Genomic DNA, 23,300 nt, shown 5'->3' with positions numbered 1-23,300 from the left:
GTTCATCGACCCGTTCCGACAGATGAAGGACGCTCCCGACCTGCTCGTGCAGACGGTGTGGGAAGGCCTCGTGTCGGGCGTGCTCTATGCCCTCATCGCGCTGGGCTTCGTGCTGATCTTCAAGGCCTCGGGCGTCTTCAACTTCGCCCAGGGCATCATGGTCGTGTTTGCGGGCCTCACCCTGGTCGGCTTCTACGAGATGGGCGTGCCCGCCTTCCTCGCCCTCATCCTCACGCTGGGCGTGATGTTCCTGCTGGCGGTCAGCGTGGAGCGCGTCGTGCTGCGGCCGCTGGTGAACCAGCCCGACATCATCCTGTTCATGGCGACGTTCGGCATCACCTACGTGCTGATCGGCCTGGGCGAACTGGTGTTCGGCGGCAACCCGAAGCAGATGATCGCCGACCAGCTCATGCTGCCCAAGGGGTCCATCGAGTTCCCCTTCGCCGGCGGCTTCGTCGCCCTGCAGAAGATCGACATCGCCGCCGCCCTGATCGCCGCGCTCATGATCGCCGCGCTCGCCTTCTTCTTCCAGAAGACCCGCATCGGCCGCGCGCTGCGCGCGGTGGCCGACAGCCACAAGGCGGCGCTGTCGGTCGGCATCTCGCTGAACCAGATCTGGGTCATCGTGTGGTTCACGGCGGGCATCGTCGCGCTGGTCACCGGCATCATGTGGGGCGCGCGATCGGACGTGTCCTTCGCGCTGCAGATCATCGCGCTCAAGGCTTTGCCGGTGCTGATCCTCGGCGGCTTCACCTCGGTGCCGGGCGCCATCGTCGGCGGGCTCATCATCGGCATCGGCGAGAAGCTCGGGGAATTCTACTGGGGCCCGCTTGTGGGCGGCGGCATCGAGAGCTGGCTCGCCTATTTCATCGCCCTCGCCTTCCTGCTGTTCAGGCCGCAGGGCCTGTTCGGCGAGAAGCTCATCGAGCGCATCTGAGGGGGGACGGGCGTGTTCTACAGGGAAGCCGGCCAGTTCAAGACGAGCTACGCGGCCGACATGGCCGTGTTCCCGATCCGCCAGGATCGCATCGGCATCGCCATCATCCTCGCGCTGGCCTATCTGGGCATCCCGGCGCTGCAGAACGAGTTCCTGCTCACCAGCGTCATGATCCCGATGCTGGTGTTCTCGCTGGCCGCCATCGGGCTCAACCTGCTCACCGGCTACACCGGCCTGCTGTCGCTCGGCACCGGCGCCTTCATGGGCGTGGGAGCCTATGCCTGCTACAAGCTGACGACGCTGTTCCCGGGCGTGAACATCATCGTCTGGATCGTCGCCTCGGGCTTCGTGTCGGCCTTCGTGGGCGTGCTCTTCGGCCTGCCGAGCCTGCGCATCAAGGGCTTCTACCTGGCGGTGGCGACGCTGGCCGCGCAGTTCTTCCTGCAGTGGTGCTTCGTCCGCATTCCCTGGCTCTACAACTACAACGCCTCGGGCGCGATCGAGGTGCCGCAGCGCACCCTGTTCGGCCTGCCGGTGACGGGCGCCAACGCCACGCCGGAGACGCGCTACCTCGTGCTGCTGACGCTCGTCGTCGTCCTCACCTGGTTCGCCTCCAACATCGTGCACGGGCGCGTCGGCCGCGCCTGGATGGCGGTGCGCGACATGGACATCGCGGCCGAGCTCATGGGCATCCGGCTCCTGCCCACCAAGCTTCTCGCCTTCGCCGTGTCGTCCTTCTACTGCGGCGTCGCCGGCGCGGCGATGATGTTCCTGTGGTACGGCGGCGGCGAGGCCAACGACGCCTTCAACATCAACCAGAGCTTCACCATCCTGTTCATGGTGATCATCGGCGGCCTGGGCAGCCTCATCGGCAGCTTCTTCGGCGCCGCCTTCATCTCGATGCTGCCGACGATCCTGAAGTTCGGCCTGCCCGCCATCGGCATCCCGCTCTCCGGGGCGACGGCGGAGCACCTGACCTTCCTGACCGTCGGCGTGCTCATCATCTTCTTCCTGATCGTGGAGCCGCACGGCCTGGCCAGGCTCTGGCAGATCGCGAAGCAGAAACTGCGCTTGTGGCCGTTCCCCTACTGAGGGGCACGGCGCGGACATGCATCCGGCCGTCGGCCGGCTGCCAAACTCACCGGGCATCGACCCGGAACCTGGGAGGTAAGACATGACGCTGCGAAAGCTGACACTGGGGACGATGGCCGCTGCCGCCGTCGCGGGCGCCACGGCCATGGCGCTGCCCGCCTCGGCGCAAGAAATCTACGTTCCGCTGCTCACCTACCGGACCGGCCCCTTCGCCGGCTCGGGCATCCCGATCGCGGACGGCATGTCCGACTACCTGCGCATGCTGAACGAGCGTGACGGCGGGATCGGCGGGGTGAAGCTGTCGGTCGAGGAATGCGAGACCGGCTACGACACCAAGAAGGGCGTCGAGTGCTACGAGTCCACCAAGGGCAAGGGCGCGGTCATGTACAACCCGTACTCGACCGGCATCACGCTCCAGATCATCCCGAAGGCCGCCGTCGACAAGATCCCGATCCTGTCGATGTCCTATGGCCTGTCGGCCTCGGCCGACGGCAACGTGTTCCCCTGGGTGTTCATCCCGCCGGTCACCTATTGGGACGGCGCCTCGGTCTTCATCCAGCACGCCGCGGCCGTCGAGGGCGGGCTCGACAAGCTGAAGGGCAAGACCATCGGCCTGATCCATCTCGACGCGCCCTACGGCAAGGAGCCGATCCCGGTCCTCGAGAAGCTCGCCGCAACCTACGGCTTCACGCTGAAGCTCTACCCGATCGCCGCGCAGGACATGCAGAACCAGGGCTCGACCTGGCTCAACATCCGCCGCGACCGTCCGGCCTGGCTGTACGTGCAGGGCTGGGGCGCGATGAACCCCACCGCCGTGAAGGAAGCCGCCAAGAACGGCTTCCCGATGGACCGGATGGTGGGCGTGTGGTTCGCCGGCGGTGACGACGACGCCCGCGGCGGCGGTGACGGTGCCAAGGGCTACAAGGCCCTGAATTACCACCAGGCCGGCGCTAACTACCCCGTGATCCAGGACATCATGAAGTTCATCGTGGACAAGGGGCAGAGCAAGGCGCCGAAGGACAAGGTCGGCGAGAGCCTCTACAACCGTGGCGTCTACAACGCGATGCTGATCGCCGAAGGCATCCGCAACGCGCAGAAGATCACCGGCAAGAAGGCGATCACCGCCGAGGACGCCCGCCGTGGTCTCGAGGCGCTCAACATCACCGATGCCCGCCTCAAGGAGATGGGCATGGAAGGCTTCGCCGCTCCGCTGAAGCTCACCTGCGCCGATCACTCCGGCCACAACCAGGTGTTCATCCACCAGTGGGACGGCGCCAAGTGGGTGAAGGCTTCCGACTGGATCACCCCCCAGAAGGACGTCGTCCGCCCGATGCTCGAGGCGGCCGCCGCCGACTACGCCAAGTCGAACACCGGCTGGCCGCAGCGCACCGAGGCCTGCGAGAAGGGCTCCTGAGCTAGAGAGAGAGCTGTGGCCGTCCAAGTGGATACCACCTCTCAGCCGTCATCCCCGGGCTTGGCCCGGGGACCCACGACTTCGCCGGGGCCATCCTCAAGTCGTGGGTGGCCGGGCCAAGCCCGGCCATGACGAGGAGAGAGTGGGGCAAGCTGGAACGAACCTGAAATCAGAGCCGGGGAAGACCATGAGCGCAGCGCCGCAGACGGCACCCGCCGCGGGGACGGAGACCATCCTCTCCGTCAACAACATCGAGGTCGTCTACGACCACGTCATCCTGGTCCTGAAGGGCGTGTCGCTCACGGTCCCCAAGGGTGGCATCGTGGCCATCCTCGGCGCCAACGGAGCGGGCAAGACGACCACGCTGAAGGCGATCTCGAACCTTCTGCGGGCCGAGCGCGGCGAGGTGACCAAGGGCTCGATCGAGTTCAACGGCACCCGCGTCGACCGCATGTCGCCCAACGAACTGGTGCGGCGCGGCTGCATCCAGGTGATGGAGGGCCGCCACTGCTTCGGCCACCTGACCATCGAGGAGAACCTGCTGACCGGCGCCTTCACGCGCCGTGACGGCAACGCTGCCATCAAGCGCGACCTCGAGGCGATCTACGAGTATTTCCCGCGCCTTCGGCAGCGCAAGACGTCCATGGCGGGCTACACCTCCGGCGGCGAGCAGCAGATGTGCGCCATCGGCCGGGCGATGATGTCGCGGCCCAGCATGATCCTGCTCGACGAACCGTCGATGGGCCTCGCCCCCCAGGTCGTGGAAGAGATCTTCGAGATCGTGCGCACGCTGAACGCCAAGGAAGGCGTGTCCTTCCTGCTCGCCGAGCAGAACACCAACATCGCGCTGCGCTATGCCACCTACGGCTACATCCTGGAGACCGGCCGCGTGGTCATGGATGGCGCCGCCGACAGCCTGCGCGAGAACGAGGACGTGAAGGAATTCTACCTCGGCGTGGCCGGCGACGACCGCAAGAGCTTCCGCGAGGTGAAGAGCTACAAGCGCCGCAAGCGCTGGCTCGCCTGAGGTTCAGGCCGCGTGCACGCCCTCGAAGATATCGGCCAGCGCCAGCCGCGCGCCGATGGTCGGCAGGTCGAAGGCGGCGTCCAGTCCCACGAACTCGACGCTGTCCCACGCCCCGTCGGTCCCGCGCCCATGCACGGTAACGCGCGGGCGTTCGGTGTCGACGAGCAGGATGGCCGAGACGGCGGCCAGTCGCTTGTACTCGTCCAGCTTCTTGACCCGATCGTAGTTCATGGTCGAGGGCGACAGCACCTCGATGAGGACGCGCGGTTCGACGCTGGTCATCGACTTGGGATCGGCTTCGGCGCACTGGACGGTGATGTCGGGACGGCGGAGCGAACAAGGACTCGTGACGAGGAGAAGGTTGTCAGTGGTGGCCGACACGGTGTCGACCGAAGCTGCATGCCAAGCATTCCGATGATGTTCACAGCAATACGGTCATGCGCCTGGGATGCGCCTGCGCGACTCTTGAGCGGAAGCACGGGCTGTCCGGCATCCAGCTCCCAATTGAGCTCCTGACTCCGCTGCCAGTCGAGGAACGCAGCCATCGTCATGCGATCAGCCGATTGGCTCATGCGTGGCCCCTGGACGAATGTCGCGTGGCGTCCACGATAGTCCGGCGGCTCGCGCCGCCCCACCAACCCGCCGTGGTAACCTGCCTTCCCGCCCGTGCATCGATGCAACCGGACCTGCCATGACCGACCATTACGACGCGCTCGAAACCCGCTCGCCCTCGGCCCGCGACGCCGACCTGTTCGCCCGGCTGCCGGCGGTCGTCGCCAAGGCCGTGACGGCGCCGGGCTGGGCCCGGCATCTGGGTGGCATCGATCCCGCCGCGCTGACGAGCCGCGAGGCGCTGGCGCGCCTGCCGGTGCTGCGCAAGTCCGACCTGCCCGGACTGCAGAAGGCCGATCCGCCCTTCGCGGGCTTCATCCCCGAACCGCTCGCCTATTACGGTCGGCTCTTCACGTCGCCCGGCCCGATCTTCGAGCCCGAGTCCCGCGACACGGACGCGTGGCGTACGGGGCGCGCGCTGTTCGCGGCCGGCTTCCGCACGGGCGACGTGGTGCTCAACACCTTCGCCTACCACATGACGCCGGGCGGCTTCATCATGGACTCCGGCGCCCGGGCACTCGGCTGCCCCGTGATCCCGGCCGGGCCCGGCAACACCGAGCAGCAGCTCGACCTCATCGGCCACCTGCGCCCCGTCGGCTACACCGGCACGCCCGACTTCCTGAAGATCATCCTCGACAAGGCCGCCGAGCTCGGCCGCGACGTGTCGTCGATCACCAAGGCCTTCGTCTCCGGCGCGGCCTTCCCACCGAGCCTGCGCGACCTCTTCCTCGGCCGCGGCATTGCCGCCTACCAGGCCTACGCGACCGCCGATGTCGGCGTCATTGCCTACGAGACGACGGCCCGCGAGGGCCTGGTCTTGAACGAGGACGTGATCCTGGAGATCGTGCGTCCCGGCACGGGCGATCCGGTGCCCGACGGCGAGGTCGGCGAGGTGGTCGTGACGTCGCTTTCGCCGAGCCACCCGGTGATCCGCCTCGCCCTCGGGGACCTCTCGGCCGTGCTGGCCGGTGCGTCCCCCTGCGGTCGCACCAACACCCGCATCAAGGGCTGGATGGGGCGTGCCGACCAGACCGCCAAGGTGAAGGGCCTGTTTGTCCGCCCCGAGCAGATCGCCGAGATCGCGCGCCGCCACCCGGAAGCCACCCGGCTCCGCCTCGTGGTGACGCGGGCCGACGAGCAGGACGTCATGACCCTCAAGGTCGAGACCGCGCACTGCTCGGATGCCTTCGTCACGGCGCTGGGCGAGACCCTGCAGGGGGTCACGCGCCTGCGCGGCAAGGTCGAGCTCGTGGCGCCGGGGAGCCTGCCCAACGATGGCAAGGTGATTTCGGACGAGCGTCCGGTGGGCTGAGCCGCGGCAGAACGGGCATGGCAGGAAGCGGGTGTCGGAGCAGCCTGCCGGACTACATGGTCGGGGCTCACGTCAACCGGAGCCACCCATGTCCTTCCGCATCACCGGCCTCGATCACGCCCTTTTCGCCCCGCTGTTCTCGCTCGACGACGAGGGGCTCGCACAGCGCCGCGCCGTCCGCGTCACGGCCGACTCGCGCCCGGGCTTTCCCTGCCGCATCGGCCTGCGCGACGCCGAGCCCGGCGAGGAACTCCTGCTCGTCAACCATTGCCACCAGCCCGCCGGATCGCCCTACCGGGCGACGCACGCGATCTACGTGGCCCGCGACTCGCGCGGACCGGCCCACGTGGTCGACGACGTGCCGGACATGCTGGCCCGGCGCATGCTCTCGCTGCGGGCCTTCGACCAGCGCGGTTTCATCGTGGATGCCGCCCTGACCGACGGTCGCGACTTCCGCACGGCCCTCGCCCCGCTCCTCGACCGCCCGGACACCGACGAGGTGCACGTGCATTTCGCGGCACGCGGCTGCTACGCCGCCAGGGTCACGCGGGCCTGACCCGCGGCGGGGCCGTGGTGCCGCGCACGACGAAGCGCGGGCGGAGCAGCACACGCTGGACCGGTGCGCCGGGGTTGGCGATGCGCTCCTCCAGCACCCGCGCGGCTTCCGCCCCGAGCTGTTCCTGGCGGTTGTTGATCGTGGTCAGCGCCGGGGACCACAGCGCGGCCTCGCGGATGTCGTCGCAGCCGATGACGGAGAAGTCGCGCCCGGGCTCGAGCCCGTGCTGGCGGAGCCCCAGCATCGTGCCGAAGGCGGCCAGGTCGTTGAAGCAGACGGCCGCCGTCGGCGGATCCGGCAGGGTCAGGAGGTGCCGGATCGCCTCGTAGCCCACTTCGCGGGTGGTGAGGCCCTCGTGGATGAGCGCCGGATCGACCGGGATCCCGCGCGCCTCCAGGGCATCGCGCCAGCCGGCCCGGCGCGCCCGCGCCGTGGGAATGCCCTCCAGCCCGGCGATCGACGCGATCCGGCGATGGCCGAGGTCGATGAGATGCTCGGTCGCCTCGCGCGCCGCCGCGCGGTCGTCGATGCCGACGAAGTCGACGTCGGTCACCATCTCGCGCACGAGCTGCACGATGGCGATGCCGGCCCCCATCAGCAGGCGCATGTCGGGCTGGCTCGTGCCACCGGCCGCACAGAGGATCATGCCGTCGGGCCGATACTCGCGCAGCGTGCGCAGCACCTTGTCCTGCCGCACGAGGTTCTCGCCATAGGTGGCCAGCAGCACCGTGCGGCCCGACGCGTAGATCGACTCCTCGATGGCCACGAGCAGTTCGGCGAAGAAGGGGTTGGTGATGTCGTGGAACCCGACCGCGATCATGTTCGTGCGGGCGGTGCGCAGGCTCGCGGCGCTCCGGTTGTAGACGTAGCCCAGGTCACGGGCGAGCGACTGCACCTTCTCGCGCGTCGCCTCGGCCACCACCGGGCTGTCCCGCAAGGCCAGCGACACGGTGGCGGTCGAGACCTCCAGCCGCTCGGCGATCACCTGAAGCGTCACGCGCCTGGGATCGCTGCGCTCGGCAACCCTTTTGTCGCCCGTCATGTCTCCACCCGTGTCCGGCATGGTTATTCATGCTACCGGATCGCATGCGTGCCTGCCTTGATCGAAGCCAAGGACCGGGCGCGACTGAAAAGGCAGGAGGAAAGCGTGTCAACGAAAAGCATCGCGAGCGAGCGCATCGGCTTTGTCGGCGTCGGCCTCATGGGCCACGGCATGGCCAAGAACATCGTCGAGAAGGGCTACCCGCTCACCATCCTCGGCCGATCGAACCGCAAGCCGGTCGAGGATCTCGTGGCCCGCGGCGCCACCGAGGTGAAGACGCCGGCCGACGTCGCCCGCGCATCCACGATCGTCTTCCTGTGCGTGACCGGCTCGGCCGACGTGGAGGCCATCGTGCGCGGCCCCGGCGGCCTGCGCGAAGGCCTTGCCCCCGGCTCGGTGGTGGTCGACTGCTCGACCGCCGATCCCACCTCTACCGTCGCCCTCGCGGCCGAACTCGCCGCCGCCGGCATCGACTTCGCCGACGCGCCGCTGTCGCGGACGCCCAAGGAGGCCTGGGAGGGCACGCTCGACACCATGGTCGGCGCCAGCGACGCGGTGTTCGCCCGCCTGAAGCCCGTGCTCGACACCTGGGCCGGCAAGGTGGTGCACATCGGCGCCGTCGGCGACGGCCACAAGATGAAGCTCCTCAACAACTTCATCGCCATGGGCTACGCGGCGCTCTACTCCGAGGCGCTGGCCCTGTCGCGCAAGGTCGGCATCACGCCGGAGCGCTTCGACAGCGTCATCCGCGGTGGCCGCATGGACAGCGCCTTCTACCAGACCTTCATGCGCTGGACGCTCGAGGGCGACCGCGATGCCCACAAGTTCACCCTGCGCAACGCCTGCAAGGACATGCGCTACCTGGCGTCCATGGCCGACGCGGCCGGCATCGCCAACCCCGTCGGCGCGGCCGTGAAGAACAGCTACGCCATGGCGGTGGGCGCCGGCGGCGCCGACGACTACGTGCCGATGCTGGCGACCGCCGTGGCGAAGGCGAACGGGCTGGAGGACTAAGGCGGCGGAGGGTCTCTGCGTTCTTCGACACGCCTGCTTCGCAGGCTGCTCAGGATGAGGGCCATTGTAGGGACCTATCGATCTCAAAAAGATCCTCATCCTGAGCACGCCGCGCAGCGGCCGTGTCGACGGACGCACAACTCCTCACCGCCCCCGCAATCCACCTGGACTTTGATCCGCGTCAAGGACGCCTGACGCGGACCGGCGCCAGAGTGGGGCATGAGCACCCCCCTCTCCCCCCTCGTCCTCGCCGAGCGTTCGGTCCCGCGCTACACCAGCTACCCGACCGCTCCCCAGTTCACCCCCACCGTGGACGCGACCGTCGCCGGGCGATGGCTCGCCGGCCTGGCCACCGACGCGGCCTTGTCGCTGTATCTCCACGTTCCCTACTGCCGGTCGATCTGCACCTATTGCGGCTGCCACACCAAGGCGGCGCGCCGCGACGACCCGCTCGAGGCCTATACCGAAACGCTCCTCGCCGAGATCGACGTCGTCGCCAGGGCGACTCCCGCCCGCCGCGTCACCCACATCCACTGGGGCGGCGGCACGCCCAGCCTGCTGGGTCCGGAGCGGCTGACCCGCCTCGTGAACCGCATCGCCGAGCGCTTCGACCTCTCCGCCATCATCGAGCATGCCATCGAGCTCGACCCGCGCACCGTGGACGAGCCGCTGGTCGAGGCGCTGGCCGCCTGCGGCGTCAACCGGGCCAGCCTCGGCGTGCAAGACATGAACGCCCACGTGCAGGAGGCCATCGGCCGCATACAGCCCTTCGAGGTGGTGGCCACCTGCGTCGGCCTGCTGCGCAAGCACGGCATCGCGGCGGTGAACCTGGATCTCATGTACGGGCTGCCCAAGCAGTCCGTGGAGGACGTGGTCCGCACCGCCACGCTCGCCGCCAGCCTGTCGCCGTCGCGTCTCGCCTTGTTCGGCTACGCCCACGTGCCGTGGTTCAAGACCCACCAGCGCCTCATCGACGCGGCGACCCTGCCCGGCGCCGGCGAGCGGCTGGAGCAGGCCGCGGCGGCCACGGCCGCGCTGGTCGCCGAAGGCTACCAGGTGATCGGCCTGGACCATTTCGCCCGCCCGGACGATCCCATGGCCATCGCCGCGCGTGAAGGAACACTGCGCCGCAACTTCCAGGGCTATACGACCGACGTCGCGGATGCCCTGATCGGGCTGGGTGCGTCATCGATCGGGCGCGCGCCGGAGGGCTTCATGCAGAACGCGCCGGATGTCGGCGCCTGGCGCCGGGCCGTGGAGGCCGGCCAGCTGTCGATCGTGCGCGGCTGCGCTGTCTCGCAGGACGACGTGCTGCGCGGCGGCGTGATCGAACGGCTGATGTGCGACTTCGCCGTCGACTTCGGCGCGCTGGCCGCGGCGGCCACGGGCGAGAGCCACGCGCTCGACGATGCCCTTCCCGACCTCGAGGGCCTGCAGCGCGACGGGGTGCTGGAGCTCGACGGCAGGATGCTGCGGCTCACCGACCGGGGGCGGCCCTTCATGCGCCTCGCGGCGGCGGCCTTCGACGTCTATCTGCGCGCCGGCAAGGGCCGGCATTCGGTGGCCGTGTGAGGGCCGTCAGGCCTTCCGCCGTTCCATGAACAGCAGATAGAGCCCGGACCCGGCGACCACGAGGCCGCCGAGCAGGGTGTAGCGATCCGGCACGTCGCCGAAGACGAGGTAGCCGAGCACGTTCATCCACAAGAGCTGGGTGTAGATGAACGGCGCCACCACCGCGGCCGGAGCCTTCTTGTAGGCGACGATGAGGAGATAGTGGCCCAGCGCCGCGTAGATCCCCATCGACGCCATGAACAGCCAGGTCGTCGTCGAGGCCGGCTGCTGCCACAGGAAGGGTAGGATCGGCGTGAGCAGCGCGACGCCGACGAACCCCGAATAGACGAGCGTGGTGGCCGAGCTGTCGTGCGTCGACAGGATGCGCGTCGTGATGCCGTAGAACGCGTAGCAGATGCACCCGATGACGCAGAGCAGGGCGGCGGGATGCATGCCGCCCAGCCCGGGGCGGGTGACGATGAGGACCCCCGCGAAGCCGACCAGGATCGCGCCCATCCGGTTGCGCTCCAGCCGCTCGCCCAGCATGGGCACGGCGAGGATGGCCACCAGCAGGGGCAGCATGAAGTTGATGGAGATGGCTTCGCCGAGCTGCAGGTAGCGCAGCGCCCAGAAGTTCAGGATCGTCGAGGCCAAGAGCAGGAACGAGCGGAAGATCTGGAGCCCGATGCGCCGCGAGCGCAGGACGCCCGGCTGCGTGACCGGGTTGATGACCATCAGCACGATGGCGACGTTGGAGAAGTAGCGCGCCCAGACGACCTGGAGCGTCGGCAGTTCGCGCCCGAGATACTTCGCCGTCGTGTCGAGGCAGGAGAAGCACAGCAGCGCTCCGCACATCAGCCCGATGCCGAGCAGGCGGTCGCGGCGGGCCGTGCGCTGCGTATCGTCGGTGGTGCTCGCCGTCATGCCCTACCAGCAGCCCGGCCGTCCGCGCGGCCGCGGCTTCCTATACAGGTTTCGGCACCGGAGTGAATTCGTGGCGCCGCTTGTCTCCCCTGCGCCGGAGGCGTGCCGCTCATCGCTCCCCCTGCGGCCGCCAGCGCCGCAGCAGCGCCGCGCAGGCCCGGCCGACGGCGGCATGGATGACCACTCCGGCCAGGCAGATGAGCAGTGCCGCCGCGAAGAGCCGGGGCACGTTCAGGCGGTAGCTCGCTTCCACCAGGCGATAGGCGAGGCCGGATCCCGCCCCGCCCGTGCCAGCGACGAACTCGGCGACCACCGCGCCCACCAGCGAGAGCCCCGCCGCCGTCCGCACGCCGGCGAGGACGTAGGGAACGGCGGTCGGGGCTTCCAGCCAGCCGAGCCTCTGGCCGGGCCGAGCCCGGTAGAGCCGGAAGAGATCCCGGTGGGCGGGTTCCACCGCCTTCAGGCCGGCCGCAGTCGCGGCGAGAACGGGAAAGAAGGCGACGATGAACGCGCTGAGATAGACCGTGACCGCCGGGCCCGCGTAGATCACGATCACCGGCGCGATCGCGATGAGCGGCATCACCTGGAGGATCACCGCGAGCGGCGAGAACGCCGCCTCGGCCAGCCGCGACCGCGTGATCAGGACGCCGAGCGCGATTCCGCCGACGACCGCCGTGACGAAGCCGGCCACGGTGATGCGCAGCGTCACGGCCAGTGCCGGAAGCAGGATGCCCGCATCCCCCACGAGAGCCGCGAGCACCGCCGACGGCGCGGGCAGGACGTAGGGTGGAATGGCCATCACGCGGACCAGGAGCTCCCAACCGCCGAACAGCACCACCAGCACGGCAATTGGCATGAGAGCGACCGTGGTGGATCGCGTCATAGCGTCCCTCCGGTCCCCATGCCCACCGCGAGCAGGGCCGAGGCCCGCATGCACAGCGCCAGATAGGCCGGGTCGCGCCGCAACGCTTCGTTGCGCACGGACCCCAGCTCCACCGGAAGCTCCCCCACCACATGGCCCGGTACGCCGCCCATCACCACGAGGCGGGTCGCGAGATAGACGCTCTCGGCCACCGAATGGGTCACGAAGAGAACCGTGCAGCCGCTCTCCGCCACCATGCGCAGGAGGTCGTCGTTGAGCTGCTGGCGGGTGATCTCGTCGAGCGCGGCGAAGGGCTCGTCCATCAGCAGGAGACCGGGGCGGGTTACCAGCGCCCGGGCCAGCGCGGCGCGCATCCGCATGCCGCCGGACAGGGCATGGGGCCAGGCGCCCTCGCGCCCGGCGAGCCCGACCCGTGCGATCATGGCCCGGACGCGGTCCGCGGCCGCCGCGCGCGGCACCCCGGCGATGCGCAGCGGCAGGTAGACGTTGTCGAACACCGTCGCCCAGGGCAGCAGGGTGGGATCCTGGAAGACGTAAGCGACGCCGCCTTCGGCAGGCCCCAGGTCGCGGCCGCCGACGGTTCCCGCGGTGGGATCGTCAAGGCCGGCGATGAGCCGCAGCACCGTGGTCTTGCCGCAGCCGGATGGGCCCAGGATGGCGACGAACTCGCCCTCGTCCACGGTGAGATCGACGCCGGCCACCGCCACCCGGTCGCCGAAGGCGCGGGAGACGTCCCGCAGCGAGACGAGGGGTCCGCGCGACACGCTCACGGCTTGCGGCCAAGCTCCCGGCCCACGCCGCGGTTCACGAAATCCAGCGTGTAGGCCTTGCGCACGTCGAGGCCGGGGCGTGTCACGCCCGCCTTCACCATGGTCGCGTAGAAGGACGCGAAGCGGGCGTCCGACATGGCACCAATCCCAAGCGTGAGGGCATCGCCCGAGTCGACGATGCCGTTCTCCTTCATGCTGCGGATCGAAAAGGCGATGAGCTCGTCGGATATGTCGGGATTGGCTGCCTTGATAGCGGCGTTCGCCTTGGCGTTGTCGCCATAGAGATAGGTGTACCAGCCGACGATCGAGGCCTCGACGAAGCGGCGCACGAGGTCGGGGTTGCGCTCGACGAGGTCGCGACGCGTCTCGATGGTGGTGGCGTAGCTGTCGAAGCCGAAATCGGCGAGCAGGAACACCTTGGGCTTGAAGCCCGCCTGCTTCTCGATGGTGAACGGCTCGGAGGTGGCGTAGCCCTGCTGGGCCGAGCTCTTGTCGGCCAGGAAAGGCGCCGCCGAGAAGGCGTAGGGGCGAACCTGCTCGTCGCGGAAGCCCCAGGCCGACTTCAGCCACTGGAACGTCGTCGCGACGGTGGGCTTGGCCAGGAAGAGCGGCGCCTTGCGCAGATCCTCCAGCCGCTCGTAGCCCTGGCCCGGATGGGCGATGAGGACCTGCGGCTCCTTCTGGAACAGGGCGGCCACCACCACCGTGGGAATGTCCTGCTCGAGCGCCGCGAAGGCCTGGACGAGATTGCCTCCCATGAAGAAGTCGATCTTGCCGGTGGGCAGCAGCATGCGGTTGTTCACCTGCGGACCACCCGGCGCGATGGTCACGTCGAGGCCGTAGCGAGCATAGGTGCCGTCGGCCAGCGCCTGGTAGAAGCCGCCGTGCTCGGGCTGGGCCAGCCAATTGGTGCCGAAGGTGACCCGGTCCGCCGCCCCGGCCGGGACGGCGGCCGCACTGACCCAGGCGATCGCGGCGAGACACAGCGCACGAACGATGGACGGGGGCATGACGGACACTCCGGGGAACGCGGCCGCGGCCGCCGAACGAGGGTCGGCGCCGGCTGCGGGGCAGCATATACTCCGCCCGCACGCCGGCGGGCACCCCCGCGGCCACGACTTTGTCGCACGCGACACCGCGAGGATCCGCATGCTGCCACGCCACTGGAGCGAACTGAGCCGCGACGACATCGCCGGCGGCCGTCTGGGCGAGGCCGTTGCCGTGCTGCCGCTGGCAGCGGTGGAACAGCACGGGCCCCATCTCCCGCTCGGGGTCGACCGCTTCATCATGCAGGCGCATCTCGACGCCGTGCTCGCGGCGCCGGGAGAGGTCCCCTTCGTGCTCCTGCCCGTGCAGGACGTGGGTGCGTCGGACGAGCACCTCGCCTTTCCGGGAACCCTGTCGCTGACGCCGGCGCTGGCCCTGCCGGCCTGGACGGCGCTGGGCGAAGGCGTCCATCGCGCGGGCTGCACGAGGATCGTGCTGGTGAGTTCCCACGGCGGCAACACCCCCGTCATGGACCTCGTGGCGCAGGCGTTGCGGGTCCGGTTCGGCATGATCGCTGTGACCACGTCCTGGCAAAGGCTCGGCCCGCCGCCGGACTTCGGCCCAGACTTGGCCAACGACCTGGCCCATGACTGGCACGGCGGCTTTGCCGAGACCTCCGTGATGCTCGCCTGCCGCCCGGACCTCGTGCGCATGGACAAGGCCGCCGACTTCGTTTCGCGTGGCCGGGCGATGGAGGACGACTACACGGTGCTGCGGGCGACCCGCCCGGCCGGTTTCGCCTGGATGGCCCAGGACCTCCATGCCACCGGTGCCCTGGGGGATGCCAGCCGCGCGACCGCCGAGGCCGGCAGGCTCATTCTCGCGCACGCCGCGCCGCTTCCTGGCCCTGCTCGACGACGTCCGGCGCTTCAGCCTGTAGCAGCGTCGCGCAGGACTCCGGCGACGTCCGCGTAGGCGTGCACCCGGTGAACGTACTCGTGCTCCGCGTCGAGCTCGCCGAAGGGCGCGACCGTCCAGTCCCAGCCTTCGTCGGGGCGCGGCAGCGGCACGCCGCGCATCAGGTCGAGGCGGTCGGTCAACGCTCCGGCCCTGTCGCGCTTCTCCATCACGACGTCGGTCAGAAGGCACACGCGCGCCCTCGCCTGCGCGAGATCGTCGAGATGGCCGCGCACCGAGCGGGCGAGCAGGTCGTCCGGCAGCGTCCTCGCACGGTCCGGATGATCGACGAGGAAGGTCTCCACGCCGAGCGGGATCTGCGACAGGAGATTGGCCGAGATCACGAGGTCAACGTCCTCGCCCGCGAACAGCCCCGGATCGGGGGCGACGCGGCCCTGCTCAGTGCCCTCCAGCCATCCCGCCAGGCCCGACAGGTCGGCCGTCACGAAGCTCACGCGCCGTTCGAAGGCGAAGCGCGCCCGAACGGTGGGCAGGTGCACGGCGTCGACGAGGAGGACGTGCCGGAACTGGTCCAGGAGTTCGGCGATCGGCACGTCCCGGACGAGGCCCGAACCGAGCACCACCGCCGTGCGGCGGCGGGAGAGGCCGCCCATGGCCCGGCCCACCGCAGCGTGGCAGCGCCGATAGTGCGGCCCCCACTCGCGCGACCGGCGGGCGCCGCGGGACCACAGGCCGACGCTGGCCGTCACCAGCCCCATGCCTCGCAGGGCGCGGGATGCCGGCGTCACGGCGCTCAGGAGGAGTTCGGCGAGCATCGCGGTGTCCGCACCAGAATCACGGCTGCGGAGTCTGCCACAGGCGGCGCCTGGCGCGCGGCTTGCCTGTTCATCGGGGTGTTGCTCCGCTATGTGCACGCTTCAGACAGTCGGAGACAGCCATGCCCCAAGCCCGCGCCGCCATCGTGCCCGTCACGCCGTTCCAGCAGAACTGCACCCTGGTCTGGTCGGACGGCACCAAGATCGGCGCGGTCGTCGATCCGGGCGGCGACCTCGACCGCATCCAGGATGCCATCCGCCAGACCGGCATCACCGTGGAGAAGATCCTCATCACCCACGGCCACATCGACCATGCCGGCGGCGCCGCCGAGCTCTCCGAAATTCTCGGGGTGCCCGTCGAAGGCCCGCACCTGGACGACAAGCCGCTGCTCGACACCCTGGTCGAGGCCGGTCAGCGGTTCGGCATCACGGGCCAGCGCGCGCTCACGCCGAACCGCTGGCTGGCGGAAGGCGACACGGTGACGGTGTCGGACCTGACCTTCTCTGTCTTCCACTGTCCGGGCCACTCGCCCGGCAGCGTCGTCCTGTTCAATCCGGAAAACCGCTTCGCCCTGATGGGCGACGTCCTGTTCCGGGGCTCGGTCGGGCGCACCGACCTGCCGGGCGGAAACCATGCGGCCTTGATCCAGTCCATCAAGACCAAGATCCTGCCCTTGGGCGACGACGTGGCCTTCATCTGCGGCCACGGCCCGACCAGCACCATCGGCGAGGAACGCGCGTCCAACCCCTACATCGCCTGATCTTCGACACGAGCGGGGTTGACGGACGGGGTCCGGCTTGGTTGTTACCCGCTTTCCGCAAGCCCCCCCTGCCAAAGAGGAGACTTCCGACCGTGAGCCAGCATCCCGTCTACGGCCGCATCGACGGCCCGATCGTCATGATCGGTTTCGGCTCCATCGGTCGCGGCACGCTGCCGCTGATCGAGCGCCATTTCGACTATGACCGGTCGAAGCTCACGGTCATCGATCCGTCGGACGCGGACCGCAAGCTGCTGGACGGGAAGGGCGTCTCCTTCATCCACCAGGCGGTGACGAAGGACAACTACAAGCACCTGCTCGGCCCGCTGCTCAAGGCCGGCCCCGGCCAGGGATTCTGCGTCAACCTCTCGGTCGACACCTCCTCCCTCGACATCATGGAGTACTGCCGCGAGATCGGCGCGCTCTACATCGACACGGTGGTCGAGCCCTGGGTCGGATTCTATTTCGACAAGGCGAAGGGCCCGGAGGCGCGCTCCAACTATGCCTTGCGTGAGACGGTGCTCGAGGCGCGCCGCCGCAACCCCGGTGGCCCGACGGCGGTGTCGTGCTGCGGCGCGAACCCCGGCACGGTGTCCTGGTTCGTGAAGCAGGCGCTGCTCAACCTGAAGTCCGACCTCGGCGTCGCCGGCGCCGATCCGACCAACCGCGAGGAGTGGGCCCGCCTCGCCCAGACCCTCGGCGTGAAGGGCATCCACGTCGCCGAGCGCGACACCCAGCGGGCCAAGTCGCCCAAGCCCCGCAAGGTCTTCGTCAACACCTGGTCCGTCGAGGGCTTCGTCTCCGAGGGCCTGCAGCCGGCCGAGCTCGGCTGGGGCACCCACGAGCGTTGGATGCCGGAGAACGGCCGCACGCACGCCACGGGCTGCGGCTCGGCGATCTACCTGCTGCAGCCGGGCGCCAACACGCGCGTCCGCTCCTGGACGCCGACCGCGCGCGCCCAGTACGGCTTCCTCGTCACGCACAACGAATCCATTTCGATCGCCGACTACCTGACGGTGCGCGACGCCGCGGGCCAGGCGGTCTACCGGCCGACCTGCCACTACGCCTACCACCCCTGCGACGACGCCGTTCTGTCCCTGCACGAGATGTTCGGGCAGGCGGGCGAGCGCCAGCCGGACTGGCACATCCTCGACGAGAACGAGATCGTCGACGGCATCGACGAACTGGGCGTGCTCCTCTACGGCCACGCCAAGAACGCCTACTGGTTCGGCTCGCAGCTCTCCATCGAGGAGACCCGCATGCTGGCCCCCTACCAGAACGCCACCGGCCTGCAGGTCACCTCGGCCGTGCTCGCCGGCATGGTCTGGGCGCTGGAGAACCCGAACGCCGGCATCGTCGAGGCGGACGACCTGGACTTCCGCCGCTGCCTCGAGGTCCAGCGGCCCTATCTGGGCCCGGTGATCGGCGAGTACACCAACTGGACGCCCCTGAACGGTCGCCCGGGCCTGTTCGCCGAGGACATCGACACCAGCGATCCCTGGCAGTTCCGGAACGTGCTGGTGCGCTGATCGCCAGCAAGGGGCAAACCCTCAACCGTCCTGGCCGGGCTTGGCCCGGGCAGGACGCGCGGAGGGAGTGAGCTTGCCGTTCAAGCCGGCCTGATCTTCAGCAGGGTTCCCTGCGTCCCGACGACCTCGACCTGGGCACCCGCCGGCAGGTCGGGGCCTTCCACGCGCCAGATCGTGTCGTCGACGCGGATGCGGCCGCGCCCTTCCTCGATCGGCGTCTCGAGGACGAAGGTGCGCCCGACGATCCGGGCCGCGCGGTCGTTCAGGGCCACCTCGCCGGTCTTCTTGGCGCGGACGGACAGGCGCCGCCCCACCAGCACGAAGACCACGGCCAGCCCCGCGAACACGAGGAGCGTCGGCTCCCACGCCATCGGCATGGCGAACAGGAGCCCGCCGGTCACGAGCGCGGCAAGCCCCAGCCACAGCATGAAGGCACCCGGCGCCAGGAGCTCGAGCGCCATCAGCACCATGCCGGCCACGATCCAGCCCCAGGGGCCGAGGTCCAGGAGCGACGTCATGAAGGGCGTCCTCAGCCGGCCGAGCCGGCCGGCGGCACGGCGCCGCCGCGTCGCGCGGCATTACCGGACGCTCCGGCCTGCTCGGAGAAGGCCTGCTTGGCGATCTCGGCGATGCCCCCGATGGAGCCGATGAAGGCGCCGGTCTCCACCGGCATCATCAGCACCTTCTGGTTCGGCGCGCTGGCGAGAGCGGTCAGCGCCTTCACATATTGCTGGGCCACGAAATAGTTGATGGCGCCCATGTCGCCGCGGGCGATGGCCTCGCTCACCATCTGCGTCGCCTTGGCCTCGGCCTCGGCCGCGCGCTCGCGCGCCTCGGCGTCGCGGAAGGCGGCCTCGCGCCGTCCCTCGGCTTCCAGGATCTGCGCGGCCTTGTGGCCCTCGGCCCGCAGGATCTCGGCCTGCCGCTGGCCTTCCGCCTCCAGCACCGCGGCACGCTTCTCGCGCTCCGCCTTCATCTGGCGCGCCATGGAGTCGATCAGGTCCTTCGGCGGGACGATGTCCTTGATCTCGATGCGGTTGATCTTCACGCCCCAGGGCGCCGCCGCCGCGTCGACGACGCGCAGCAGGCGGTCGTTGATCTCGTCGCGATGCGACAGCAGCTGGTCGAGGTCCATCGAGCCCATGACCGTGCGGATGTTGGTCATGGTCAGCGTCAGGATGGCCTGCTGCAGGTTGGCCACTTCATAGGACGCGTGCGCGGCGTCCAGCACCGTGAACATGGCCACGCCGTCCACCGTGACGGTGGCGTTGTCGCGGGTGATGACCTCCTGGCTGGGGACGTCGAGCACCTGCTCCATGATGTTGACCTTGTTCCCGACCGTCTCGACGTACGGGATGATCAGGCCGAGGCCGGGATTGAGCGTGCGGGCATACCGCCCGAAGCGCTCGACCGTGTAATTGTAGCCTTGCGGCACCGTCTTCACGCCGGCGATCAGCGTGGCGATGACGAAGAGGACGAGAACGATCGCGAATATCGCAAAGCCTGAAATCGGCAGCATCACGGCCCCCAGGGGTAAATCCTGGGGTCAATGTCGTGCGCCCGGAGCCTGGCCGCAAGCAGGCCTTGCCGCGACAAGGCGCAATTGACCGGAAACGCTGAACGAAAAATTTAAAGCCGCGCCCAGCCCGACAGCTCGCGCTCGACCACCGCGGCGATGACGTCCATGCCCTCGGACGAGTCGTTCAGGCAGGGCACGTAGGCGAACTTCTCGCCACCGTGATGCATGAAATGCTCGCAGTTCTCGCCCTCGATCTCCTCGAGCGTCTCCAGGCAATCGGCGGAAAAGCCCGGCGCGATCACCATCACCTTCTTGACGCCCTTCTTGGGCAGTTCGCCCATGGTGTCGATCAGGTAGGGCTTGAGCCATTCGGCCGGCCCGAAGCGCGACTGGAAGCAGGTCATGAAGCGGTCCTTGTCCCAGCCGAGCGCCTCGCGCAGCAGCCGCGACGTCTTCATGCACTGGCAGTGATAGGGATCGCCCTTGGTCAGGTATTCCTCGGGCACGCCGTGGTAGCTGGCCACCAGCATGTCGGGCTCGAAGTCGATCTCCGCGAGCTTCGTCCGCACCGTCCGCGCCAGGCGATCGATGTAGACGGGATCGTCGAACCAGGGCGCCGCGACGCGCACGGACGGCTGCCAGCGCATGGTCATCAGCGTCTCGAAGGCCTTGTCGCAGGCCGTCGCCGAGGTCGCCGCGCAGGACTGCGGATAGAGCGGCACGAGCAGGATGCGGTCGCAGCCCTGCTGCTGCAGCCACTTGATGCGGTCCGGCGTGGACGGGTTGCCGTAGCGCATGGCCCAGTCGACCACGATGCGCGGATCGCGGTCCCGGATCCTGTCGGCCAGCTGCTCGGCCTGGGACCGCGTGATCGTCTTCAGCGGACCCTCGTTCTTTTCCTTGTTCCAGATCTGGTCGTAGTCCTTGCCCTTCGGGCCGGGCCGCACGGACAGGATGATCAGGTTGAGGATCGGCCACCAGATCAGGCGCGGCGTCTCGATGACGCGACGGTCCGACAGGAACTCCTTGAGATAGCGCCGCATGGACCAGTAGTCGGTCGCGTCGGGCGTCCCGAGGTTGAGCAGCAGCACCCCGACCTTGCCGAACTGGACGGACGGGTGACCGGACGGCAGATGGCTCGTCGCCGACTGTTCGGTCACGGATCGGGGCATCATTGTCATCATCGTTCCTCTTTGGACCACGTATAACCTAGGTCGCAAGCGCCGAACGTCCAGATTGCTGCAGTGCGGTGCTTTTTCGTGATGATGAACCGCGGGTGCACCGGCGCGCCGTAGCGCAGGCTGTGCCAAGAGCCGGCCGGCCATGCGGGCTTGGCCTGAGCCTGTTTCGGCTTACATATTCGTCGGCCGCGCTTTCGCCGCAGCGGGCGGGCATGGTGGGCTGCAGTCGATTCGGACGAGACGGGGCGCACGGCATGGGTTGGACGACGCGAGCGTGGATGCCGGCCCTGATCGCGGCCTTCCTCATGGCCGCGCCCCATGCAGCGCAGGCCCACCCGCATGTCTGGGTGACCGTGAAGGCCGAGCTGCTCTTCGAGCCGTCCGGGAAGGTGAAGGCGATCCGGCAGCACTGGACCTTCGACGAGGGCTATTCGAGCTTCGCCATCCAGGGTCTCGACACCAACAAGGACGGCATCTACTCGCGCGAGGAGCTCGCCGAGCTCGCCCAGGTGAACACCGACGCCCTCGCCGAAAGCGGCTTCTTCACGGTGCTGAAGCTGGACGGAAAGCGCGCGGACTTCGGCAAGCCGTCCGAGGAATGGCTCGAGCACGACGGCAAGGTCCTGACCCTGCATTACCTGCTGCCGCTGGCGACGCCGGCCAGCGCGAAGCGCACCTTGATCCTCGACGTCAACGACCCGACGTTCTTCGTCGACTTCTCCTACGCGGAGATCGACCAGCCGGTGACGCTGACGGGCGGAGGGGCCGGGTGCGCGATCCAGATCACGCGCCCGAAGAAGCCGGACATGGCCATGTCGAAGCTGAGCGAGGACTATTTCGCCAACGCGAACATGGGCCTCCAGTTCGCGTCCAAGGTCATCGTCGCGTGTCCGTGAGCGACGGGGCCCCCCTCGCGGCCGGCGCACGGCGCGGCACCCGGCTGTCCCTGGCCGGCCGGACGCTACTCGTCGCGGTCGCGGCACTGGCCGTCGTGGCGGCCGCCGGGGCGCTCCTGTCGCTCCTCGTCGGCCCGGTCATCGCGCCCCCGCCGCCCCGCAACCCGTTCGGGGTCGGGCTGCGGGAGGGCGGTGGGGCCGCGACAGGCCTCACAGGGTGGATCCTGGCGGTGCAGGCCGACTTCTACCGGCGCCTCACCGCTGCCGTTCGCGCCAGCACCGAAGGCTCCGGCGGCGCGGCCCTGCTCATCGGCCTCAGCTTCCTCTACGGCGTCTTCCATGCCGCCGGCCCGGGTCACGGCAAGGCGGTGATCTCGGCCTGGATCGTCGCCAACGAACGCGCGCTCGGGCGCGGCATCCTGCTGGCCTGCGCGGCCGCGGCGATTCAGGCCCTGGTGGCGATCGCGCTGGTGGGCACCCTGAGCGTGGCGCTGCGGGTCACGGCCATCACCATGACGCGCGTCACCGCCGCCGTGGAAACAGCGAGCTTCGCCGCCGTGGTCCTGGTGGGCGCCTATCTCCTGTGGATGAAGGCGCGCCGGCTCGCCGCGACCCTGTGGCCGGCGCTGGCCGGCCCGGTCCATGCCCACGCGCCGGGAGAGGCCTGCGGGCCAGGCTGCGGCCACCTGCACATGCCGGCGCCGGACGTGGCCAGGGCTCCCTGGCGCAGCGCCATCGGCGCGGTCCTCGCAGCCGGCATGCGCCCCTGCACCGGCGCCATCATCGTCCTCGTCTTCGCCCTGTCGCAGGGCGTCTTCGCCACCGGGATCGCCGCGACCTTCGCCATGGCGGTCGGCACGGCCCTGCTGACGGGGGGGCTGGCAGCGCTTTCGGTGTTCTTCAAGCAGGCGGCCCTGCGGCTCGCGTCGGCGAGCGGGTCGGACGGCGGCGTGGCCGGACCGGCCCTGGAGACCCTGGCGGCGGCGGTCGTGCTGGTGTTCGGCGTCGCCCTGCTCTCGGGCCTGACGACGATGGGCGGGTAAGGCGGCCGCTTCCCGGCTACAGCGTCAGGTCCCGGACCATCCAGAGCGCTCCCGCGCCATAGGCATCGAGCCGCGACGCGGGCAAGGTGTCCGGGCGCCCCTCGAATCCCTGTCCTTCCCAGAAGCGCTGCGTGCCTGGCAGGGCCACGATCGACATCGAGGGAACCCCCGCCCGATAGGCGTCCCGCACCACGCGCCCGACCCCGCGTGCCGCATGGCCGGCGCCGCGCGTCTCCGGCAGCAAGGCGATGTCGTGGAGATAGCGGGTCTCCTCCACCGCCGGGAGTTCGCCGAGCAGCGTGTCGAGCGGCACCGGCTGCCCGGCCCGCCAGGGGTGGCTGACGACGTAGCCCAGCACGGCGCCGCCGTCGGCGAGGACGTGGCAGCCCAGGGCGAACAGGCGCAGGCGCTCCGCGAAGACGTCCCGCCGCTCCGGATAGCCGGGATGCACCACCTCGGCCACGCCCAGCACGCCGTCGAGGTCGGCTTCGGTCATGGCCCGCCAGGCGACGTGCTCCAT

General features: G+C 69.3%; 24 protein-coding genes. 13 read left to right on the top strand and 11 right to left on the bottom strand.

Going from position 1 to position 23,300, the window contains the following annotated elements; genetic code table 11:
• Positions 1–22 precede the first annotated feature (22 nt).
• From Q0Q47_RS06790 to Q0Q47_RS06775, 4 genes are all read left to right on the top strand, one after another.
• The gene (locus Q0Q47_RS06790) at positions 23–937 is read left to right on the top strand and encodes a branched-chain amino acid ABC transporter permease (protein ID WP_293856571.1); all 915 of its coding nucleotides are present in this window, start codon (positions 23–25) and stop codon (positions 935–937) included.
• 12 nt (positions 938–949) lie between these two features.
• The gene (locus Q0Q47_RS06785; protein ID WP_293856342.1) at positions 950–2,029 is read left to right on the top strand and encodes a branched-chain amino acid ABC transporter permease; all 1,080 of its coding nucleotides are present in this window, start codon (positions 950–952) and stop codon (positions 2,027–2,029) included.
• An 82-nt stretch (positions 2,030–2,111) separates the two neighbouring features.
• Positions 2,112–3,443 carry an ABC transporter substrate-binding protein gene (locus Q0Q47_RS06780; protein WP_293856339.1) on the top strand — a complete coding sequence of 444 codons (1,332 nt, stop codon included), beginning with the start codon at positions 2,112–2,114 and terminating at the stop codon, positions 3,441–3,443.
• Positions 3,444–3,630: 187 nt separating this feature from the next.
• The gene (locus Q0Q47_RS06775; RefSeq protein WP_293856336.1) at positions 3,631–4,470 is read left to right on the top strand and encodes an ABC transporter ATP-binding protein; all 840 of its coding nucleotides are present in this window, start codon (positions 3,631–3,633) and stop codon (positions 4,468–4,470) included.
• Positions 4,471–4,473: 3 nt separating this feature from the next.
• Here Q0Q47_RS06775 and Q0Q47_RS06770 read toward each other — a convergent pair whose 3' ends face one another.
• The gene (locus tag Q0Q47_RS06770; protein ID WP_293856333.1) at positions 4,474–4,851 is read right to left on the bottom strand and encodes a Uma2 family endonuclease; all 378 of its coding nucleotides are present in this window, start codon (positions 4,849–4,851) and stop codon (positions 4,474–4,476) included.
• Positions 4,852–5,161: 310 nt separating this feature from the next.
• Between Q0Q47_RS06770 and Q0Q47_RS06765 the strand changes: the two genes are divergently transcribed.
• The gene (locus Q0Q47_RS06765; protein WP_293856330.1) at positions 5,162–6,394 is read left to right on the top strand and encodes a phenylacetate--CoA ligase family protein; all 1,233 of its coding nucleotides are present in this window, start codon (positions 5,162–5,164) and stop codon (positions 6,392–6,394) included.
• A gap of 88 nt (positions 6,395–6,482) precedes the next feature.
• Positions 6,483–6,950: a DUF1203 domain-containing protein gene (locus Q0Q47_RS06760; protein WP_293856327.1), complete on the top strand. Its 468-nt coding sequence runs from the start codon at positions 6,483–6,485 to the stop codon at positions 6,948–6,950.
• On the opposite strand, the gene Q0Q47_RS06755 is transcribed toward Q0Q47_RS06760, so the two are convergent.
• Entirely contained in the window at positions 6,937–7,992 is a 1,056-nt protein-coding gene (locus Q0Q47_RS06755) for a LacI family DNA-binding transcriptional regulator (RefSeq protein ID WP_293856324.1), read from the bottom strand. The genes Q0Q47_RS06760 and Q0Q47_RS06755 overlap by 14 nt on opposite strands.
• Positions 7,993–8,097: 105 nt before the next feature.
• On the opposite strand from Q0Q47_RS06755, the gene Q0Q47_RS06750 reads away from it, so the two are divergent.
• Complete coding sequence (locus Q0Q47_RS06750) at positions 8,098–9,006, top strand: NAD(P)-dependent oxidoreductase (RefSeq protein WP_293856321.1); 909 nt, start codon at positions 8,098–8,100, stop codon at positions 9,004–9,006.
• Positions 9,007–9,225: 219 nt separating this feature from the next.
• On the top strand, positions 9,226–10,578 hold the full coding sequence (hemN, locus tag Q0Q47_RS06745) for an oxygen-independent coproporphyrinogen III oxidase (protein WP_293856318.1): 1,353 nt from the start codon (positions 9,226–9,228) through the stop codon (positions 10,576–10,578).
• A 6-nt stretch (positions 10,579–10,584) separates the two neighbouring features.
• On the opposite strand, the gene Q0Q47_RS06740 is transcribed toward hemN, so the two are convergent.
• The 4 genes from Q0Q47_RS06740 to Q0Q47_RS06725 form a co-directional block, all read right to left on the bottom strand.
• Complete coding sequence (locus Q0Q47_RS06740; RefSeq protein WP_293856315.1) at positions 10,585–11,481, bottom strand: DMT family transporter; 897 nt, start codon at positions 11,479–11,481, stop codon at positions 10,585–10,587.
• 109 nt (positions 11,482–11,590) lie between these two features.
• On the bottom strand, positions 11,591–12,364 hold the full coding sequence (locus Q0Q47_RS06735) for an ABC transporter permease (protein WP_293856312.1): 774 nt from the start codon (positions 12,362–12,364) through the stop codon (positions 11,591–11,593).
• Positions 12,361–13,128: an ABC transporter ATP-binding protein gene (locus Q0Q47_RS06730; protein ID WP_293856309.1), complete on the bottom strand. Its 768-nt coding sequence runs from the start codon at positions 13,126–13,128 to the stop codon at positions 12,361–12,363. Before Q0Q47_RS06730 ends, Q0Q47_RS06735 begins: the two co-directional genes overlap by 4 nt.
• Before the next feature lie 2 nt (positions 13,129–13,130).
• Positions 13,131–14,144, bottom strand: a complete 1,014-nt coding sequence (locus Q0Q47_RS06725; RefSeq protein WP_293856307.1) for an ABC transporter substrate-binding protein — start codon at positions 14,142–14,144, stop codon at positions 13,131–13,133.
• 139 nt (positions 14,145–14,283) lie between these two features.
• On the opposite strand from Q0Q47_RS06725, the gene Q0Q47_RS06720 reads away from it, so the two are divergent.
• On the top strand, positions 14,284–15,096 hold the full coding sequence (locus tag Q0Q47_RS06720) for a creatininase family protein (protein ID WP_367278216.1): 813 nt from the start codon (positions 14,284–14,286) through the stop codon (positions 15,094–15,096).
• On the opposite strand, the gene Q0Q47_RS06715 is transcribed toward Q0Q47_RS06720, so the two are convergent.
• Positions 15,051–15,854 (bottom strand): hypothetical protein, encoded by an 804-nt coding sequence (locus Q0Q47_RS06715; protein WP_293856304.1) that lies wholly within the window; start codon positions 15,852–15,854, stop codon positions 15,051–15,053. The two genes, Q0Q47_RS06720 and Q0Q47_RS06715, sit on opposite strands and share 46 nt — an antisense overlap.
• A 122-nt stretch (positions 15,855–15,976) precedes the next feature.
• Here Q0Q47_RS06715 and Q0Q47_RS06710 point away from each other — a divergent pair, with 122 nt between their 5' ends.
• Entirely contained in the window at positions 15,977–16,615 is a 639-nt protein-coding gene (locus Q0Q47_RS06710; RefSeq protein ID WP_293856301.1) for an MBL fold metallo-hydrolase, read from the top strand.
• Positions 16,616–16,752: 137 nt separating this feature from the next.
• On the top strand, positions 16,753–18,141 hold the full coding sequence (locus Q0Q47_RS06705) for a homospermidine synthase (protein WP_293856569.1): 1,389 nt from the start codon (positions 16,753–16,755) through the stop codon (positions 18,139–18,141).
• Positions 18,142–18,221: 80 nt separating this feature from the next.
• Here the strand turns inward: Q0Q47_RS06705 and Q0Q47_RS06700 are convergent, their stop codons facing one another.
• From Q0Q47_RS06700 to hemH, 3 genes are all read right to left on the bottom strand, one after another.
• Positions 18,222–18,659 carry an NfeD family protein gene (locus Q0Q47_RS06700; protein WP_293856298.1) on the bottom strand — a complete coding sequence of 146 codons (438 nt, stop codon included), beginning with the start codon at positions 18,657–18,659 and terminating at the stop codon, positions 18,222–18,224.
• 11 nt (positions 18,660–18,670) lie between these two features.
• Positions 18,671–19,651 (bottom strand): SPFH domain-containing protein, encoded by a 981-nt coding sequence (locus tag Q0Q47_RS06695; protein ID WP_293856566.1) that lies wholly within the window; start codon positions 19,649–19,651, stop codon positions 18,671–18,673.
• A gap of 119 nt (positions 19,652–19,770) precedes the next feature.
• Positions 19,771–20,841, bottom strand: a complete 1,071-nt coding sequence (hemH, locus tag Q0Q47_RS06690; RefSeq protein ID WP_293856295.1) for a ferrochelatase — start codon at positions 20,839–20,841, stop codon at positions 19,771–19,773.
• Between the two features lie 278 nt (positions 20,842–21,119).
• Here hemH and Q0Q47_RS06685 point away from each other — a divergent pair, with 278 nt between their 5' ends.
• Together Q0Q47_RS06685 and Q0Q47_RS06680 are read left to right on the top strand one after the other, a co-directional pair.
• A complete protein-coding gene (locus Q0Q47_RS06685) occupies positions 21,120–21,737 on the top strand; it encodes a DUF1007 family protein (protein WP_293856292.1) in 618 nt (205 codons plus the stop codon).
• A complete protein-coding gene (locus tag Q0Q47_RS06680) occupies positions 21,728–22,780 on the top strand; it encodes a nickel/cobalt transporter (RefSeq protein ID WP_367278215.1) in 1,053 nt (350 codons plus the stop codon). Before Q0Q47_RS06685 ends, Q0Q47_RS06680 begins: the two co-directional genes overlap by 10 nt.
• A gap of 16 nt (positions 22,781–22,796) precedes the next feature.
• Here the strand turns inward: Q0Q47_RS06680 and Q0Q47_RS06675 are convergent, their stop codons facing one another.
• Positions 22,797–23,300 (bottom strand): GNAT family N-acetyltransferase, encoded by a 504-nt coding sequence (locus Q0Q47_RS06675; protein WP_293856289.1) that lies wholly within the window; start codon positions 23,298–23,300, stop codon positions 22,797–22,799.

It is taken from the genome of uncultured Alsobacter sp., assembly GCF_945952055.1.
Lineage (GTDB): Bacteria > Pseudomonadota > Alphaproteobacteria > Rhizobiales > Beijerinckiaceae > Alsobacter.
This window is presented reverse-complemented; position numbering and strand designations above follow the sequence as displayed.